The sequence below is a fragment of the Kangiella profundi genome, from assembly GCF_002838765.1.
Taxonomy (GTDB): Bacteria; Pseudomonadota; Gammaproteobacteria; order Enterobacterales; family Kangiellaceae; genus Kangiella; species Kangiella profundi.
In genome coordinates, this window is the sequence record NZ_CP025120.1 from 1,768,101 (window position 1) to 1,786,119 (window position 18,019).

Annotated in this window: 17 protein-coding genes; 5 read left to right on the forward strand and 12 right to left on the reverse strand. The window is 43.6% G+C overall.

Features of this window, described 5'->3' with window-relative positions; genetic code table 11:
• The first annotated feature begins 161 nt into the window (after window positions 1-161).
• Window positions 162-2,399, forward strand: a complete 2,238-nt coding sequence (locus CW740_RS08260) for a thiamine pyrophosphate-dependent enzyme (protein WP_106647061.1) — start codon at window positions 162-164, stop codon at window positions 2,397-2,399.
• Between the two features lie 71 nt (window positions 2,400-2,470).
• On the opposite strand, the gene CW740_RS08265 is transcribed toward CW740_RS08260, so the two are convergent.
• Window positions 2,471-4,018, reverse strand: a complete 1,548-nt coding sequence (locus CW740_RS08265) for an AbgT family transporter (protein ID WP_106647062.1) — start codon at window positions 4,016-4,018, stop codon at window positions 2,471-2,473.
• Window positions 4,019-4,195: 177 nt separating this feature from the next.
• On the opposite strand from CW740_RS08265, the gene CW740_RS08270 reads away from it, so the two are divergent.
• The gene (locus CW740_RS08270; RefSeq protein ID WP_106647063.1) at window positions 4,196-5,017 is read left to right on the forward strand and encodes a M90 family metallopeptidase; all 822 of its coding nucleotides are present in this window, start codon (window positions 4,196-4,198) and stop codon (window positions 5,015-5,017) included.
• Between the two features lie 220 nt (window positions 5,018-5,237).
• The gene (locus tag CW740_RS08275) at window positions 5,238-5,792 is read left to right on the forward strand and encodes a hypothetical protein (RefSeq protein ID WP_198555356.1); all 555 of its coding nucleotides are present in this window, start codon (window positions 5,238-5,240) and stop codon (window positions 5,790-5,792) included.
• Window positions 5,793-5,844: 52 nt separating this feature from the next.
• Here the strand turns inward: CW740_RS08275 and CW740_RS08280 are convergent, their stop codons facing one another.
• The gene (locus CW740_RS08280; RefSeq protein WP_106647065.1) at window positions 5,845-7,032 is read right to left on the reverse strand and encodes a BaiN/RdsA family NAD(P)/FAD-dependent oxidoreductase; all 1,188 of its coding nucleotides are present in this window, start codon (window positions 7,030-7,032) and stop codon (window positions 5,845-5,847) included.
• 124 nt (window positions 7,033-7,156) lie between these two features.
• Between CW740_RS08280 and CW740_RS08285 the strand changes: the two genes are divergently transcribed.
• Together CW740_RS08285 and CW740_RS08290 are read left to right on the forward strand one after the other, a co-directional pair.
• Entirely contained in the window at window positions 7,157-8,041 is an 885-nt protein-coding gene (locus CW740_RS08285) for a DMT family transporter (RefSeq protein WP_227523819.1), read from the forward strand.
• A 10-nt stretch (window positions 8,042-8,051) separates the two neighbouring features.
• Window positions 8,052-8,507, forward strand: coding sequence for an OsmC family protein (locus CW740_RS08290; protein WP_106647067.1), 456 nt, complete (start codon window positions 8,052-8,054; stop codon window positions 8,505-8,507).
• A gap of 55 nt (window positions 8,508-8,562) precedes the next feature.
• On the opposite strand, the gene CW740_RS08295 is transcribed toward CW740_RS08290, so the two are convergent.
• The 10 genes from CW740_RS08295 to CW740_RS08340 all read right to left on the reverse strand — a co-directional run bounded on the left by CW740_RS08295 (window position 8,563) and on the right by CW740_RS08340 (window position 17,922).
• Window positions 8,563-10,461, reverse strand: coding sequence for a M14 family zinc carboxypeptidase (locus tag CW740_RS08295; RefSeq protein WP_106647068.1), 1,899 nt, complete (start codon window positions 10,459-10,461; stop codon window positions 8,563-8,565).
• Window positions 10,449-11,525: a hypothetical protein gene (locus CW740_RS08300; protein WP_106647069.1), complete on the reverse strand. Its 1,077-nt coding sequence runs from the start codon at window positions 11,523-11,525 to the stop codon at window positions 10,449-10,451. The genes CW740_RS08295 and CW740_RS08300 overlap by 13 nt, the downstream gene beginning before the upstream one ends.
• 64 nt (window positions 11,526-11,589) lie before the next feature.
• Complete coding sequence (locus CW740_RS08305) at window positions 11,590-12,951, reverse strand: class II fumarate hydratase (protein ID WP_106647070.1); 1,362 nt, start codon at window positions 12,949-12,951, stop codon at window positions 11,590-11,592.
• Between the two features lie 83 nt (window positions 12,952-13,034).
• Window positions 13,035-13,262, reverse strand: a complete 228-nt coding sequence (locus CW740_RS08310) for a SlyX family protein (RefSeq protein WP_018624462.1) — start codon at window positions 13,260-13,262, stop codon at window positions 13,035-13,037.
• 54 nt (window positions 13,263-13,316) lie between these two features.
• On the reverse strand, window positions 13,317-14,615 hold the full coding sequence (locus CW740_RS08315; RefSeq protein WP_227523820.1) for an ABC transporter permease: 1,299 nt from the start codon (window positions 14,613-14,615) through the stop codon (window positions 13,317-13,319).
• Window positions 14,616-14,617: 2 nt separating this feature from the next.
• A complete protein-coding gene (locus CW740_RS08320; protein ID WP_106647072.1) occupies window positions 14,618-15,463 on the reverse strand; it encodes an ABC transporter ATP-binding protein in 846 nt (281 codons plus the stop codon).
• Window positions 15,464-15,537: 74 nt separating this feature from the next.
• Complete coding sequence (locus CW740_RS08325) at window positions 15,538-16,020, reverse strand: YchJ family protein (RefSeq protein ID WP_157826409.1); 483 nt, start codon at window positions 16,018-16,020, stop codon at window positions 15,538-15,540.
• Window positions 16,021-16,050: 30 nt separating this feature from the next.
• A complete protein-coding gene (locus tag CW740_RS08330; protein ID WP_106647073.1) occupies window positions 16,051-16,335 on the reverse strand; it encodes a YdeI/OmpD-associated family protein in 285 nt (94 codons plus the stop codon).
• Window positions 16,336-16,392: 57 nt separating this feature from the next.
• Window positions 16,393-17,286, reverse strand: a complete 894-nt coding sequence (locus CW740_RS08335; RefSeq protein ID WP_227523821.1) for a prenyltransferase — start codon at window positions 17,284-17,286, stop codon at window positions 16,393-16,395.
• A gap of 18 nt (window positions 17,287-17,304) precedes the next feature.
• Window positions 17,305-17,922: an SMI1/KNR4 family protein gene (locus tag CW740_RS08340; RefSeq protein ID WP_106647074.1), complete on the reverse strand. Its 618-nt coding sequence runs from the start codon at window positions 17,920-17,922 to the stop codon at window positions 17,305-17,307.
• Window positions 17,923-18,019 lie beyond the last annotated feature (97 nt).

Consider the following 18,019-nt stretch of genomic DNA (forward strand, 5'->3'; position numbering starts at 1 on the left):
GGTTATAACAACCGGTTATTTGTAGAATGGACGCTACTTTATCATATTGGCGGGATCTTTGAAGCCATTTGATCAGATCCAACCAGTTGCTCCATCAGTGACATCCTTATAGCCATAAAGCATACTAACCGGCAATTTTTAACCAATATAAAAGCTATAAAATGTTAGATCGTGCCAGTGTCATTGATAAGAACTTCCAAATCGCTGTCAAAACAGCCAAGTTCCCGGAAAAAGTCAGCAATATCAAGGCGTCAGTGACGCAGCTCTCCCCTAACGAATTTGTCGAATTATTCGAGTCTCAAGTCATTAGTCGCCACTTGGATTTAAGAGCCAGAATCCTCAAGGATCAGGGTATTGGCTATTACACAATTGGCAGTAGCGGTCATGAAGGCAATGCGGTGTTGGGTAAGGTATTTCGTCATACCGATATGGCTTTTCTGCATTACCGCTCTGGCGCATTGATGACCCAGCGCTCGCGACAGTTACCTAATATCGATCCGATTCGCGATCAGATGCTTTCGCTGGTCGCAGCCAAAGACGATCCGATTTCTCAAGGCCGCCATAAGGTATTCGGTAGCGCGCAATTGTTTGTGCCGCCACAAACCAGCACCATTGCCTCGCATCTGCCAAAAGCGATGGGAGCAGCCTGGTCATTAGGACGAGCTGAGCGCAACAACTTCGATGCCACCATCCCTGGTGACAGCGTGATTCTCTGTAACTTCGGTGATGCCAGCTTCAACCATGCCACGGCTCAGTCAGCTTTCAACACTGCCCAGTACCTGTCTTATAAAGGTGAACCTTTGCCTCTTGTGTATATCTGCGAAGACAATGGCATCGGCATCTCGGTCTCGACACCGCCGAACTGGGTGGAGAATAACGTCAGGAATCGTCACAGCATCGAATATATCCAGTGTAATGGCCTACACCTGCCTGATGTCTACCTTGCGGCACAAGAAGCGGAAGAGATTGCACGCTATGAGCGACGCCCCGTATTCCTGCACATGAAAACAGTGCGCCTAATGGGGCATGCCGGTAATGACACTGAAAGCATTTACCACAGCATTGAAAAGATTGAGCAAACTGAAGCGCAGGATCCTTTATTGCATTCGGCCAGAATCTGTATAGAAGCGGGTTACTTATCTACTGGCGACGTGCTTGATCTTTATGAAAGCACCCGCCAAAAAGTCGAGAAAGCTGCAGAGCAAGCCATCAAGCTACCTAAAATCAGTACGGCCGAAGAAGTCTGCGCCTCGATTGCCCCTGAGCAACCTGCCAAAGATAAACCACCAGTTGCAAAAATCACCCGCCGCCAGGAACTGTTTGAGATTGGTCGCCAGTTTAAGTTTCTGGATAAACCAAGAAGCATGGCGCAGCTCATCAACTATGCACTTACAGATCTGATGGAGCAGTATCCGAACTCCATAATGTTCGGTGAAGACGTCGGTAAAAAAGGCGGCGTTTACAGCGTATCAACCAATTTGCAGAATCGCTTTGGCGAACATCGCGTGTTCGATACGCTACTTGATGAAACCAGTATTCTGGGAACCGCGATTGGTGCTGCGCACCTTGGTTATCTGCCAGTGCCGGAAATTCAATTCCTGGCCTATACGCACAATGCCATCGACCAGATCCGAGGCGAAGCTTCTACGCTTTCTTTCTTCTCCAATAACCAGTTCACCAACCCGATGGTGGTTCGAGTTGCAGGACTTGCTTATCAGAAAGGTTTTGGTGGCCATTTCCATAATGACAACAGTATCGGTTTCCTTCGTGAAATCCCCGGCGTTATCCTAGCCTGTCCATCTAATGGTCAGGATGCTGCTAAAATGATGCGCGAAGCATTCCGCCTTGCTGATGAACAAAAACGAGTAGTCATCTTCCTAGAGCCAATTGCACTTTATCATGCTAAGGATCTGCACGAAGCCGGCGACAACGGTTGGTTATTTGAATATCCTGAGCCGAATGAAGTGGTTGAGTTTGGTCAGCCAGGCATACGCAAACCGGTCAACAGCAAAGGCAAAGCAGTCGATAGCAAAGACATGCTGATTATCAGCTACGGTAATGGCTACTACTTATCTGCGCAGGCTCAAAAGGATTTAAGTGAAAAGCACAAGCTGGACGCCACCATCATGGATTTACGTTGGCTGGCGCCGTTGAATCACCAAGCAATAGCCGAAATCGCAGGCCAGTACAAAAAGGTACTCATCGTTGACGAATGTCGTAAGACAGGCTCTGTCAGCGAAGAAGTCATCACCGGACTGGTTGAACGCCTTGAGAAACTACCACAAATCAAACGCATTACCGGCCATGACACCTTTATTCCAATTGGAACCTCATGGCAATACGTTCTTCCCAGCAAGGATGACATTATCAAGGCCGCTGTTGAATTAAAGGCGTCATAGACAACCCTTTTTTACAAAACTTACAAAAAAAATGCCGCTAAATAGCGGCATTTTTATCAACTCAGGAACAATTACCCAGCTGGATAAATGTAACTAGCCTGCAAGCCTAGCGGAATACCAATCCACCAGTAAGCCAACAGGAATAAACTCCAACCAATCAGGAATGCTACCGAGAATGGCAACATCATAGCTACCAGAGTACCGATACCGGTGTCTTTAACGTACTTCTGGCAGTAAACCACAACCAATGGGAAGTATGGCATTAAAGGTGTGATGATGTTTGAGCTTGAATCACCCACACGATACGCTGCCTGAGTTAAGTCAGGAGAAATGCCTAATTGCATCAACATTGGAACGAAGATTGGTGCAAGTAATGCCCATTTTGCAGATGCAGAACCCACAAACAGGTTAACGAAAGCTGTCAGGAATATAATACCTACAATGGTTACCGCACTTGGCAATGCCATAGCTTTAAGCACCTGAGCACCTTCGATAGCCAATAAGGCACCAAGGTTTGACTGTGAGAAAGCCGCAATAAACAAGGCACAGAAGAAAGCCATTACTATGTAGTAAGCCATGCCGTGCATCGCCTTACTCATGGCATCAATCATGTCTTTAGTTTTCTTGAAAGTTCCGGCAGTGAAACCGTAAACCGCACCAGGAACCCAGAACAATAAGAAAATCAAAGGAACAATCGATTTCATCAGAGGTGCCTGGAATGAGGTTAATGAACCTTCGTGACGTAACGATGAGTCTGTACCCAAAGCTGCGTAAATTAAGACTGAGATTCCCGCTAACATCACCAAAGTTGCAATTACGAATGCTTTTTTCTCTTTTTTAGTGATCTCATGGAATTCTGGCAGGTCATCAGTATCCCCATCAACTTTAGTATTCTGTAGACGTGGCTCAATGATTCGTGCCGTAATAAACCAACCTAGAAGAATGATGAATACACTAGAAATACCGGTAAAGAACCAGTTATTCAATGGATTAACCTGCATGCCTGGCTCAATAATGTGAGCAGCTGACTGTGTGAAACTTTGCAGTAACGGGTCAATACCTGAAGGGATGAAGTTGGCGCTGAAGCCACCGCTCACGCCGGCAAATGCTGCTGCGATCCCCGCTAGTGGATGACGCCCCATTGCATAATAAATCACACCTGCCAAAGGAATTACCAATACATAACCAGCATCGGTTGCCGTGTGGCTTACAATAGCGATTAATATGATGGTAGGCGTTAACAGGAATTGCGGTGTTCTCTTCAACATCAGCTTAATGCCGGTATTGATATAGCCAGAATGCTCTGCCACTCCGACACCAAGCATTGCTACTAGCACCACACCCAGGGGTGCGAAACTAGTGAAGGTCACCACCATATTCGACAGGAAGCTCGCTAAAGCATCACCTGTTAAAAGGTTGTTAACAATAATTGCTTCGCCAGTACGCGGGTCGATAGCATCAAAGCTGATACCGGAAAGCATCCACGAAAGTACCCAAATTATCAGCATTGCTGATAAGAAAATCATTGCCGGATCGGGCAGTTTGTTACCAACTCGCTCGATACCATTCAAAAATCGAGCAATAGCCCCAGTTGGCGCAGCCCCGTTATTATTATCCATCTCATTTCCTCAAATTAAGCCAAGTGCAAAGTTATACCCTATCTAGCAAGGGATATTCAAGAAAAGTCAGGTCATATCAGCGGTTTTAGCCCGCACCGCGTCTTAAAAGGCCACCTTGTGCTTGAAAAGTAATCAATCACCCCAATCTTGGTAAAACACCATGAAGAATAAAGACTTATGACCGCCCTCTATATTGTTCTCTCAATTTCAGTTTTTGCCATCGTATGGATACTCACCTCAAACCAGCGAAAGAAGCGCAAGAGACAGCAAATTGCGAGCCAGCCCTTCCCTAAAGAGTGGCGCCAGATCCTTCGCAGCAATCTCCCCTTCTTCTATAAGATGCCCGCGGATTTGCAACTCCAACTCAAAGACAAGATGCAGATCTTTCTAGCGGAAAAAGATTTTATCGGGCGTAAAGGACAAGACATTACTGATGAAGTCAAAGTCACCATTGCCGCTCAGGCCTGCATGCTTTTGCTCAACCGTTCTACCGATTTTTATCCATTTTTGAAGAGCATAATCGTTTACCCCGCAGCATTTATTACCCGTCACAATCGTTATGATGCGTCAGGCATCCAAAGTCAGGAACCACGAGTTTTACTAGGTGAATCATGGAACCGTGGACAGGTTATATTATCCTGGACTGACTCAGCCAATGGTGGCGCAGATTTTGAAGATGGTCACAACCTGGTGATTCATGAGTTCGCACATCAGCTGGACGGTGAGTCCGGGGTAACGAATGGAGCACCGCCACTTTCCAGTGAGCAAAGTTATGATAAGTGGTCAAAAATCATGTCCCATGAGTTTAAGGAATTGCAACGTAAGGCATCTACAGGCGAGGAAACATTGCTGGATAAATATGGCGCAACAAACCCGGCTGAATTTTTCGCAGTTGCTTCAGAAATCTTTTTTGAGAAGCCACAGAAGCTGAAAAGGCTTCACACAGAGCTTTATCAAGAGTTTAAACAGTACTATTGCCTCGATCCTGCGGAATGGTAACCAATCAACAGATTGGTTAATTTTTAATCAAAATATTAAATATTTTGCTATACTAGCAAGCTGGGCTGACAAGGATCTGGTCCTGCCTGCGGTACAACAATTCTACCCGCGACAGAATTGACAGATTAGGTACCTATAATCTGTCAATGAAACCTCTATAATCTTCACCACCTCCTTGCCAGATCGGTACTTTTTTCTTTTTATATCAGGGAGATATGTTATGAAAATCCGATCTCGAATGTACAAAGCGTTAACCCTAACATGCTGTTCAACTCTATTAATTCTCAGTCACGCAGCAACAGCCAGTGATCAGAAGCGCATCAAGCAAGCGCGTTCTGCAGCACCTCCTTCAGTAAGCGCTGACGCAACCATTGTTGATGGTGATAAAGTGCTGGTCGAAGGAAATAACGGCTGGACATGCATGCCAGATACCTTCCCGGGCGATAATGCACCGATCTGCGTTGATGCAGTCTGGATGGAAATGATGCAGGCTATGGGTAAAAAAGAGGACTTCACAGCCAATAAGGTTGGTATTTCTTATATGCTGCAGGGTGATCAAGGTTCTGGAGTAAGCAACTCCAATCCCCATCACCATGACCATAAAAATGCAGATGACTATGTGGAAACTGGTCCACATTTGATGATCATCGTTCCCAAAGAAATGCTGTCAGGAATCACTGATGATCCGTCTGAGGGTGGGCCCTATGTGATGTGGGGCGATACTCCCTATGCTCACATTATGATTCCGGTTGAAGATCTAAAAGCCAGTAAATAAAGTCAGCAGAAATAGTCCACATGAATAGACTTATTGATGTGGACTATTTTTTTTAAACATATTGCCCAGCCGCAAATCCGCTAGCCCAGGCCCATTGGAAGTTAAAGCCCCCTAAATGGCCAGTGACATCCAGTACTTCACCAATAAAATAAAGTCCCGGTACTTTCTTAGCTTCAAAGGTTTTAGAGGAGACCTCATCAGTATCCACGCCACCCATGGTGACTTCAGCGGTTCGGTAGCCTTCGGTGCCGGTTGGTTTAAGCTGCCAATTCTGCAATTGCTCAGCAATAGTCTGCAATGCCTCATTGGATAATTCAGTCAATGGCTTCTGTACATAAGCCGAGAACCAAATCTCACACAACCTATCAGCCAGTTTTTTCGTGAGCTGTTCAGCCAGAACCGTATTAATGTGAGCTTTTGGTCTTTCCTGCTGCAATTGCTTTAAGTGTTCATACAAATCCAAATCTGGAAAGAGATTGATTGATATAGCGTCACCCGGTTGCCAGTATGATGATATCTGTAAAATGGATGGGCCGCTGAGACCTCTGTGCGTAAATAATATGTTTTCGCGGAATGACTGGCCATTGCAGCTTACTAACGCATCGGCTGAAGTGCCGGATAATCCTGCAAACTGCTCCAACAACTTTGGGGTAAGCGTAAAAGGAACCAGCGCAGCGTAAGTTGGAAAAAGCTTCAATCCAAACTGCTTGGCAATGTCATAGCCAAATCCTGTCGCTCCCATGGTTGGAATCGACAAACCACCGGAAGCAATCACTAGCGACTGACAGTGCCACTTGCCTTGGCTGCTCTGAATGATAAAGCCATCATCCACTTTATCCACCTGCTGAATCGAGCAATCGGTGCGGACATCCACCCCAGCCTGGGCACATTCATCAAGTAACATATTGACGATATCTTTAGCCTTGTTATCACAAAAAAGCTGTCCAAGCTTTTTCTCATGATAGGGAATGCCATGCTTTTCAACCAAGGCAATAAAGTCCCACTGGGTGTAGCGACTTAAAGCTGACTTACAGAAATGAGGGTTATGCGATAAATAATTCGTCGGCTCTGCATAATAATTGGTGAAGTTACAACGCCCACCGCCTGACATCAGAATTTTTTTACCGACTTTATTGGCATGATCCAGAATAGCTACTGAACGACCACGCTGACCTGCGGTAATACCGCACATCAAGCCGGCAGCGCCAGCGCCGATAATAATCACGTCTTTAGATTGCATTCCCCAGCCTTATGAATTCTAACGATAATATGCATTTACAAAAATCATGCGACAGGATCTTACCACTTATGGCATGATCACGGGATCAATTTCAGATAAGTAACACATAGTTATGGCTTTCATTATGAGCACCCCGGTTTTGTATGCACTGTGCGTACTGATTTGGGGGAGCACCTGGTTTGCAATCGAATTCCAGCTTGGCGTTGTACCCCACGAATACTCTTCTTTCTACCGCTTTGGTCTTGCTTCCATTCTACTGTTTGCCTATTGCTGGCTGAAAAAATTACCAATGCGCTATGGTCTATTACAGCATGCCTGGCTGGTATTAATGGGCATCACCTTTTTCAGCCTGAATTATTTGATGGTATACGAGGCTCAAGAATACCTGACCTCAGCGATGGCCTCCGTGATTTTCTCAGCGGTTCTTATCGTGAACATTTTCAATTCATGGCTGTTCTTTAAAACCAAAATTACCGCGAGAGTCATTATAGGTTCGGCATTGGGTTTATTAGGCATGGTCATGATTTTCTGGAATGAGCTGACTGACTTCAGCTTTGAAAATGCCAAGCTGTATGGACTGGTCATTGCCTTACTGGGCGTTCTCTGCGCCTCAATCGGTAACATGGTCTCAGTTCAGACTCAGAAGTACGATATGCCAGTTATTCAGATGAATGCCTATGCCATGGGTTATGGGAGTCTTTTCAGCCTGTTAGTGGGTCTGGTGCAAGGCAAGGCTTTGGTCTATGACATGGCAGCTGGTTATACGATAAGCTTAATCTACCTTTCGGTATTTGGCTCAGTATTGGCTTTTGGTGCCTACCTCACCCTACTCAGACGCATTGGTATACATAAAGCGACTTACGCAGTTGTTCTTTTCCCTGCTGTGGCGTTAATTATCTCAACCTTCTTCGAAGACTTTGTTTGGACCTGGATTATCGCTGGTGGCATTTTACTCATTGGACTGGGAAATGTGTTTGTGATAAACCGAGAAGACATCAAGAAGAAATAAAGGAACTAATATGCTTGAAGACAAAGTGCATAGAGCAACCATCATCAATAATTTCGAGGATGGATTATTCTGCAATATTGATGCTGGGGGACATAAGCTAGTCGCTGATGAACCTGAAGATCTTGGCGGCCATGATAAAGGTCCCGACCCTTATCTATATCTGGCCACCGCCTTAGGCACCTGCACCGCCATGACCCTGAATATGTACGCAACTCGAAAAAAATGGCCGGTTGAGCAGATCAAAGTGGATATGATTCATAAGAAAATAAAAGCGGAAGACTGCGACGATTGTGAAACCGAAAAAGGCTTTGTTGATATTTTTGAGCGTCAGATAAAAGTAACCGGTGACTTAGATAGTGAGCAACAGGAGCGCATGCTCGAGATCGCCAACAAATGCCCAGTACATAGAACCCTGATGGGTGAGTTAAAAATCAGATCAAAATTAGTGTGCCGGGCAAAGCAGTAATAGTATTAAGGGCGGATATTACCCGCCCTTTAAGTCTTTATCAGTGATGCTGCATTTATATTACTTTTTTGGTTCTTCGTACTAATCCAAAAACACCCAACCACAGCAATAAGAACCAGTGCAGTGCACCCCCACCGCCACCACTAGACTGAGGCTCAGTGAGCGTCAGATTTTGATTTGACACTCTCAGTTTATAGGATGAATCTGTACCACCTGTATCACCACTCTGGCCATTTGAACTTTCATAATTAGTCCAGGCACCTCTTGACCAATCAACCGCAGTTGCAGGATTAGAATCGAGTTCCATGCCCGCCAAATCTTCAGCAGTAATGTTAATAGTAATGTCTGTAGTTCCAGTTGTTGAGCTAACGGGTATATCCGTCGGCAACTGAAAAGAAACTTTGAAAGCATCATCCATGTATTGATTAAAGCTGAGGCCATCAAGCTCCTGATTTAACCAGTTAGATCGAGAAACTCCTATATTACGCGTAAAGTTACCACTACCACCGTTTCCTGTAATTGTTACGGAAGGACTTAAAGCAATAGATTGACCTGTATATTGAATGACATTACCTGAAGAATTTCTAACACGCATGGGCTTACTAAAACTTACATACAGTGTATAGGTTTCACCTCCCAGTAAAGTATTGTTCGCGGTCACATTAAGTGTTCTGTTAGCCCCTCCCGACCAGCTAGCGGAATATACATCGTTGCCGTTACTGTTCACCACTCTAATTGATTTTACATATGCGGGACCGGCCTGGTGATAGAGCATTAAAATCTGTGCCACAGCGAGCTCATCGCGAGTGCGTGCAATTTCGCTGTCAGGCATAATAAAACCAGAGTGACTAGCACCTGTTCCGCCATAAAATGCACCACCATCAGGTTCATTATCAAAACCCTGTGGTGGTTCAATTTCCAACGTCCAGGCAGGAATCAGGTCAGTGTAAGCAAAATACTCTGCTGTAGCCGGTATACCACTTCCGACCGGATTGTAGATTGGGAAATAATTCGAACCTTGGGCCTGAGTGGCACTTTGAAACTTATTAGCTAAACTGGTGGTTATGTCATTCAGTCTTGAATTGTTTGGCTGCGGAATAAATAAAACACGGGAAAAAGAGTGAGTATCCTGGTAGAACCTGAGGCGATTTCTTGGCCCTAGTGCTGCAGCAGATAATAACGCTTGAGTTTCAATTTCAGACTGTGCTGAAGCCCCCCCATAAATCAAACTATTGGGATCATTATTTCCAGCCTGAACACCGAAGAACACAGGCCCATTTCTATTCAGGTCAACTCCTCTTAGACGATCGGCCTCAGTCGATAGCAGTTCATCCACATTGGGCATATTTTTACGGCGCATTCTGCCATCGCGGGGCTCTGCAAATTTCTGTGCGGGGGTTGAACTAGAGTTGGTTCCTGGTGATTGATTCACTTGATTGGGAAAACGTTGTGTCTGTAAAAATCCATCAATATTCATGACAGGAAGAATGACAACATTGGTGTTATCCAATAAATATTGAATAACACCTTGGTCATTCTTACCTTCTGCTAATTGCTCCATTAATTCAGTAACCACTTCTGGGCTTTGCCACTCCCGAGCATGGATAGTGCCATTGATCAAAAAAGCAGGCTCAGGCAAACCGTCAATAGTTTGGCTATCAGTATCACCAAAACGGTATGCGTAGATATCTCGATTGTTGTGAGTTTGACCAACAATACTGCTTCTGATTTCAGGATGAGTGAGAGCTAAGGATTGGTGTTGGCTATGAAGACTATCGTAAGTTCTAAATCCATCAACTGGAGTGAGGGAGTCCACAGGTATAGGAACTGGGTAACCGATTGCTAATTGGTTACTGGAGTTGGTGTTCTCTGTATAGGTCAGAACTTCCGCCTGCGTTATTCCCACCGCAGAAACAATAGCTGTTGCCAGGATGCATGCTTTTATTTTAGCCATAATGCCACCTCAGCTTTCATGTCTTCAAAAAGTATTTCATCATTTTCCAGGAGCTCTTTGAGATACCCCTTCGACTCTGGGGTGTCGACAAACTTCAAGGCTAAAATCCCATTGGCCACGGCCAGGCGAGATGAACGATTACTCTTTAAATAATCGATCAGTTTTGAGTAATCGCCGTCACGGTTGATAACTCGAGATAATGCATAAGCGCTACTGGCACCCAGCTTTCCATCTGACAAATAAGAATAGAACAAATCTGTGTTAATTCTATTTGAGGGTAGCCTGCTGTACTGGATAATAGCTTGAGAAGCTAGCTCTGCTCGCTTCTTAATCAACCGCTCCAATAACATTTCCTGCTGACTATCAGTAAAGTGTTTTGGGAGAGCTCTTAGCAATTGATGCTTTAGTGGAGACTTTAAATTAGAGTCAAATAATGCCTCAGCTGCCTTAAAGCTTTTCTGTGTACCAACTAACACATTCAATAAAACTAGACTTTCGTGCCCGCCCAGAGATGAATATTTTTCGATTAAAGTGTCTGTAATTGTTGGAGAGAGACCTTCAGCATCATGAAGAGCCATCTTGGCTGAATGGAGATTAACTCCATTACTAGTACTCAATGTGGCAAACCGATCTGGATTGGCTTGCAGCAAAGATGAAAACTCTGACTTTTTGGCGTAAGCACCCATTTGCATTAGTTTATGCTTTGCCAATGAAGCAATATCAAAGATAGGAACTGCTATGGGCCCTTCTGAATGTTCTCGATAGGCGTTAGGTTTATATGAAGTAGCTCTCTGCAAAATATCACGTTCAGCTTGTGTTGCTACTTCAGGCTTGACTTCGCTTACAGTTAAAAAATAAATATAATCGCTGACAAGTGCATTCGTTGGCTGGCTTTTTAAGCTGCTGATATCCTTGCTTTTAACCGTTCTGATTTCGTCTTCAGTAAAAACCTGGTTGGAGGGAACCTCTGATATTAATAAGGGGCCTCGCTCAGCAGCTATTGTTCCAGCACAAAGGGATAGAGCAATTACCCCTACAAGAAATGTTCTAGCTATAAACCTCATACCACTACCTCTAGCAAAGCACCAACAGCAACTACCGAGTTAGACCACAATTGTGCTGGCAAGTTTAAGTGAGCTTCTTAGGGTCTAAAATTTTCTCTAACTTGGCTTTAGAAATTGAGGTGAGCTCAACTGCAACCTCTAATATACTTCGCTCTTCTTTACGAGCCTTGTAAACAACTTCGGAAGCTTTTTCATATCCGATTTCTGGAGCCAGAGCTGTCGCTAATATCGCATTTTTACTCAGCTGCGACTCTAAGTACTCTTTATTCACTTCGAAGTGAGCAATAGTACGTGCCAAGTGTTCTGCCGAAGTTGTCGCAAGGTGCAAGGATTGCAATAAATTGTATGCAATGACCGGCAACATCACATTGAGCTGAAAGTTGCCAGACTGAGCCCCTATAGTGATGGTTGAATGGTTTCCAATTATCTGTGCGGCAGCCATCGCCACAGCTTCTGGTATCACTGGATTAACTTTACCCGGCATAATACTGCTACCCGGCTGAATGGCTTTGAGCTGTATTTCGCCCAAACCACTGACTGGTCCACTATTCATCCAGCGTAAGTCATTACTGATTTTAATCAGTGCTGTCGCAAGCGTGTTCAACACACCTGAAAGAGCAACACTGGCATCCTGCCCTGCAATACTGGCAAAAGTATTTTTGCTTTTAGTAAAAGGTAATCCGCTATGAGCTTTCAGTTTTTGTGCGAACAGACCTCGGAATTTTGCCGAGCTATTAATGCCAGTACCAATAGCTGTTCCCCCCTGAGCCAATTGAGCAATAGTTGGAATTATTTTTTGGCAGTTATCAATACTGATCTGGATTTGCTGAGCCCACCCTGACAATTCCTGTTGCAAACTCAGCGGCATGGCATCCATTAAATGTGTTCGCCCAGTTTTAATGACTTTTTTGTGTAACTTTGCTTTATTTTCAATAGTCGACTTTAACGTCAATAATGCTGGAATTAGGTCATGCACTAAAGCACGTGTTGCAGAAACAGAAACAGCAGTAGGAATGACATCATTACTACTTTGCCCCATATTAACGTCATCATTAGGATGAACTTTCACGCGCGAATTAGATGCTAGATGGGCGACCACTTCATTAACATTCATGTTAGTGCTGGTGCCGGAACCTGTTTGAAAAACGTCGAGAGGAAAATTTCGATGATTAACTAATTTGTCCTTACGGATCTTTTTTATGGCTTTAGTAATGGCCTGATATTTATTTCTAGGAAGAAGCTTTAATTCATGATTAGTTTCTGCGGCAATCAGCTTGATATCCAAAATGCTTTCTATAAAAGCAATTGGCATTTTCAGATCACTGATTTTGAAGTTATCCAGAGCTCGTTGCGTTTGCGCGGCATATAAAGCATCTTCCTTAACCTTAACTTCACCCATGCTGTCTTTTTCAATTCGAAAACCCATGACTGCCTCTTTGTTATATCCAATAATAACTACAACTTAACAGGCATCCGGCAGATGATTCAACTCAAATTAAGTTTGAGTTATTAGTAATGAGGTGGGATTTCATCTGCAGGGTTAAAAGGTTTATCGGGTAACTGTGAACGAATATCATCAATCTTATCGCCAAGATGCATGAAGCGACGTTCTAGCATTCGAATGATGTCATCTTGCTTGGTCACCATCTTGTTTAAATGCTCTATAGTGTCTTCCTGAAATGCCAATTTGGATTGCAGCTCGTGGATCTGTTCTTGTAAATCTTCGATGGAACTCATAGTACACCTGGAGGTTTTTGTGGGGTAAAACAAAGTTCACCCCACTAAATAATGCTACGCCTGTTTCAATTTTAGCATACGGGTTCCGATAAAGAAGGTGACAACACCGATTGCGGTTAAAATAGTAAGCGGCATCATCATTTCTATGTAAGTGAAGTCCCGCCAGATGGCACCTTCAAAAGCCAAGATGGCCCACTTCACAGGACTAATATGGCTAATTGACTGCATCCAGCCTGGCATCGCAAACAAAGGAATCATGGCACCACCAATCATACCCATGATAATCAGAAACGCATTAGTCATACCGGCTACCGACTGTTCTGTCTTGGTAATTGATGCAAAGAACATCATAACGCCGACAAAACAGACACCCGCCGCCAACACTGCTAACACCAGCTTTATCGGATCAAATCGGACACCCAGCATAAAATAAGCAATGGTAAATAACAGTGTGACCACCATCGCTTGTGCGGCAAAACAACCCAAAGCCTTTCCGGCCAAAATCTGAGTACGACTGATAGGCGCAATAGCAAGTCGGTCCAAAGTGCCCAGTGTTTTCTCACGAACCAGACTGATAGCAAAACCAATCACACAGCCCATGATGGCCCAGATAACGCCCTGTGGAATGGTAATTGAAAATGAATTGCGAGGACCTGTTTTTTGAACCGTTATTTCCTCTTTGGTAATTTTCAATGGCATCATAGGGTTATCGCCATCAGAACCAAAACTGAGACCTGTAGAGCTCGAACCTTCGGGCTGTTTGGCAATTTCCTGCTCGGTTAATTCCTTAAACTTGGGCAGATAGTCGCCAAGCAGCGATTTCCACTCCGCAGGCATATCATCACTTTGCTGAATATCCTCAATTGAAAAATCAAGCTGCTTTATCATTTCATTAGCGTCAGAAAAAGCCAGTTCGAAGCGCTTTATACCAAGCTTCATCAATGAACCTTCCAGATAGCCCGCTTCGGCTTTTCTGGCTGGGTCAATTCCCACCAGAATTTCTGGAGGCTGACCACTAAAAATACCTCCATAATTTTCACCAAAACCTTCCGGCAAAATAATGAACGCAACCTGTTTACCAGTACGTACCAGCTCCTTGGCATTGGCTTCATTCGTTTCTGTTACTCGAAACTCGCTGGCTTCTTTGAGTTGCTCAATAAAAGCCTGTGACTTTTCAGTCTGGTCTCGATCGGAAACAGCTATTTTTAAGCCCTGTGAGCCACCGCTGCTGGAAAAGATTGAACCAAAAAAGAAAGCAAACAGAAGCGGGAAAATAAAGGTAAAAAAGACAGCCATTTTGTCTTTAAAAAGTAACTTCAAATCTTTTTTCATTAATGCAATAACGGCTTTCATGATTAATCCCTCAATTGCTTGCCAGTTAGATTCAAGAAAACGGTTTCCAGATTGGGGCGTTGTAAACTTAAGTTCTCAACTGTTGTCAGCCCTTTCAGACGCGTCATCAAATCATTAACCGGATTAGCTGTCATAAAAGTTTCAGCACCCTGCTCGGACTGTATATGAACGCTGGATTCACCACCATGCTGTTCTATCAATTCATCAACAGTTCCTAATGCCAATAATTGTCCTTTATCAACCACTCCCACGCGATCACACAATTTCTCGGCTTCTTCCATGTAGTGGGTGGTATAAATAATGGTTTTGCCCAAAGCTTTTAACTCAAATACGCTTTCAAAAAGTTTATTACGCGACTGAGGATCGACACCGGCTGTAGGTTCATCCATAAAAATAAATTCAGGGTCATGCAATAAAGAAGCTGCTAAGTTCAAGCGACGTTTCATACCACCAGAGTACTCGCCTACCGTATCTTTAGCGCGGTCCTGCAAACCTACAAACTGTAAAGACCACTCCATACGCTCAGCTTTCAGATCAGAAGGCAGGCCATACAAGTCTGCGAAAAAGCTTAAATTATCCAGTGCAGTCAACTCTTCATATAGAGCAATCGACTGTGGAATAAGGCCAATTTTGTGTTTGGTTTCTTTTAGTCCTGGCGCATTGCCATTCAGTAGAACCTGCCCCTGGTCAGGGTTTATCAGTCCACACATCATGGAAATAGTGGTACTTTTGCCCGCGCCATTTGGCCCCAGCAAACCAAAAATATGGCCTTTCTCGATGGTAATCGAAAGATTGTCTACGGCCTGCAAATCGCCGTAGCGTTTAGAGATACCCCTAACTTCTATCATCCCTTCTCCTAATTATCACTTTATTGTTGATTATGGTTGCAACGTCCTTTAGATGCACAAACAGCCAAAAAGGTTTAATCCATTAGACAACATTTTTTTGCTTTTTTACCACTGCCACAGGGGCATGGATCATTTCTTGAGATTTTAACCACAGATTTAGGCTTAAATTCACCATCGGTATACAGCCAACGGCCTGACTCCCTAACAAAGTTAGAAGCCTCATGCAGACAATGCAACTTATCCTTATCCAGAAAATAAGCTTTAAATTCGACCAGACCTTTATCACCATCCTGCTCGGCATGTATCACCTCAAGACCACACCAACGAGTAGCTTGTGCACTATAAGTAAACTCTTCAACAGTGGTGTTTCCTCGGAAATTACTGTGGTGAGTATCAAAGATGTATTGGCCCAGCCCCAGATAATAAGCAGTGTATCGAGAGCGCATTAACTGCTCGGGAGTTTCCGGCAAAGCATTGCCCAAATGGAAAGGCTCACAGCAATCGCTGTAAGCCAGAAGGTTGATATTGTCTTTAATGCGGCAGGGGCAAGTATTCATAAGTTATGCTAAATATAAACTCTTGGTAGTTTACGGTTTACCAGTCTTTGTACGATGTGGACAGCCAGGCCAGCAGCAAGGTCTACGCTTGCCATTTTTAAGATCACTTGCAACCCGCTCTATTCTACGCTGACGAGTTTCAGGCTTCTTAGCATCCTCCACCCAGCAGATCCATTCATTTCGAGCAAGTTCAGTAATATCCTCCCAATACTCAAGTGCTTTAATATCATTCACTAAAGCACTCAATAAGTCTTTTGGGATGTCGTGAACCACTCCACCGGATACTTTTTTATTGGCTGTTGTTTTCGTGGGCATACAAAATTCCGTTTCAGCTAAAAAGTAGAATAGAGCACTTTACCAGTGAAATAAAATTTATCCAATAAACAGGCCAACAGTCAGCAATACAGGTGTTAAAAGCGTCACAGCAACATTAATCCCCATTGCAGGAATTAATTGAGAAACATCTCCGTCGAAATCTTTAGCTGCACGAAATGCTTTCAACGCCAATGGTACTGTTATTAATGCGAGTAAGCCATAGATTGGCAGCTGTTGCGCTGCCACACCAAAAATCACAGCCAGATAAGTCAAAAGATAGAAACAACCTAATACTAAAGCACTTTTTTCATAGCCAATGGTTATGGGAAAATGTTTTCGCCCAATAGACTTATCCGCTTCTACGTCAGGAAACTGATTGAGTAGCAGTAAACCGCTCACTAAAAAAGTCGCAGGCAAAGATGCTACAAATGCAGTCATACTGTATTCGCCGGTTAAAGCAAAATGCGTTCCCATAATCATCAAAATGCCAAAACCAAGACCAGGTGCAACAAGACACAACCAGGTGTTATATACCCACCATGTCGTATAAGTAACCAGTAAAAGCAAACCAAGAATACCTAAAGGCAATAGCTGCCAGCCAAAAACAGTAACAAAGTAAATACCGATTAAAGCAGTGATCCCAAATGTTGACCAGGCAAGCCCTAAAGCCGCTTTCGCTAAACTGGGATTAGCTTGCAAAGCACCGCTACCGCCACTGAAAGGCGTTCGCTTGGTTTTAGAATCTAAACCGCTTTTAGAATCATAATATTCATTGAAGACATTGACACTAATGTGAGCCGACAAAGCTCCAATAATAATCAGTAGTACATAAAAGCCGTTAAGAGTTCCTGACTGCCAATAAGCAGTACCGATGCCTACTGAAACACATGATGGTGTTAAAAGCAGGAAAGGAAGACGGATTGTGCCGAGGAGTGTTTTTAGAGTGGTCAAAGCAGATTTCCATTATATTTAGATATCATCAGTTTTAACTAGATTTCCTTTATTATCTCGCAGTTCTTTTATCCACCACTGATTGTAACTATCTTTTTCGACAAACCTCATGTGCGAAGCAATTTGAGTCAGCATATTGCTATCTAAATTTAGCATCCTATGAATGTAAGCCTCTATATTTGATGCTAATTCAATAAATTCAAATCCATCATGTTCAAACAAAAATACATAACCAGCTTTTTGTCCAGTTGTTGGTATCAAAATGTAATTTCCCGAAGCCGGTATTTCACCAATGACAACACAGTTATCAACCCATCTTGGCACCAGCTCCGCCCTTTCATCATCATCTAAGTCTTCAACCCAATCAGAAAAATGGTTATGAAGTTCAGCCCAATATTCTGGTTCTGCGATATAGACCGCTGAGTCACCACTGGCTTCATCATGGTAAAGCGTTGCACTACCAAAAGTATGGTAAAAGTCAGGAATATCTCCAACATTAGGTAAGTCACTATAATCCTTTAAAGATCCGATTAAGTGTTTGAAAGGTACTTCTTTGCAATTGTTTTCATTACCAATTTCTACGCATTTAAATGTGCCGGTATGTTCCTCAACTATGGATTTTAATTCAGATAACAATATTGGAGTTCCTTTCTTTTTCGTAGGGTGCGTCGTGACGCACCATTGAGCTATTTGGCACTAAAAGAGGTGCGTCACGACGCACCCTACGATAAAG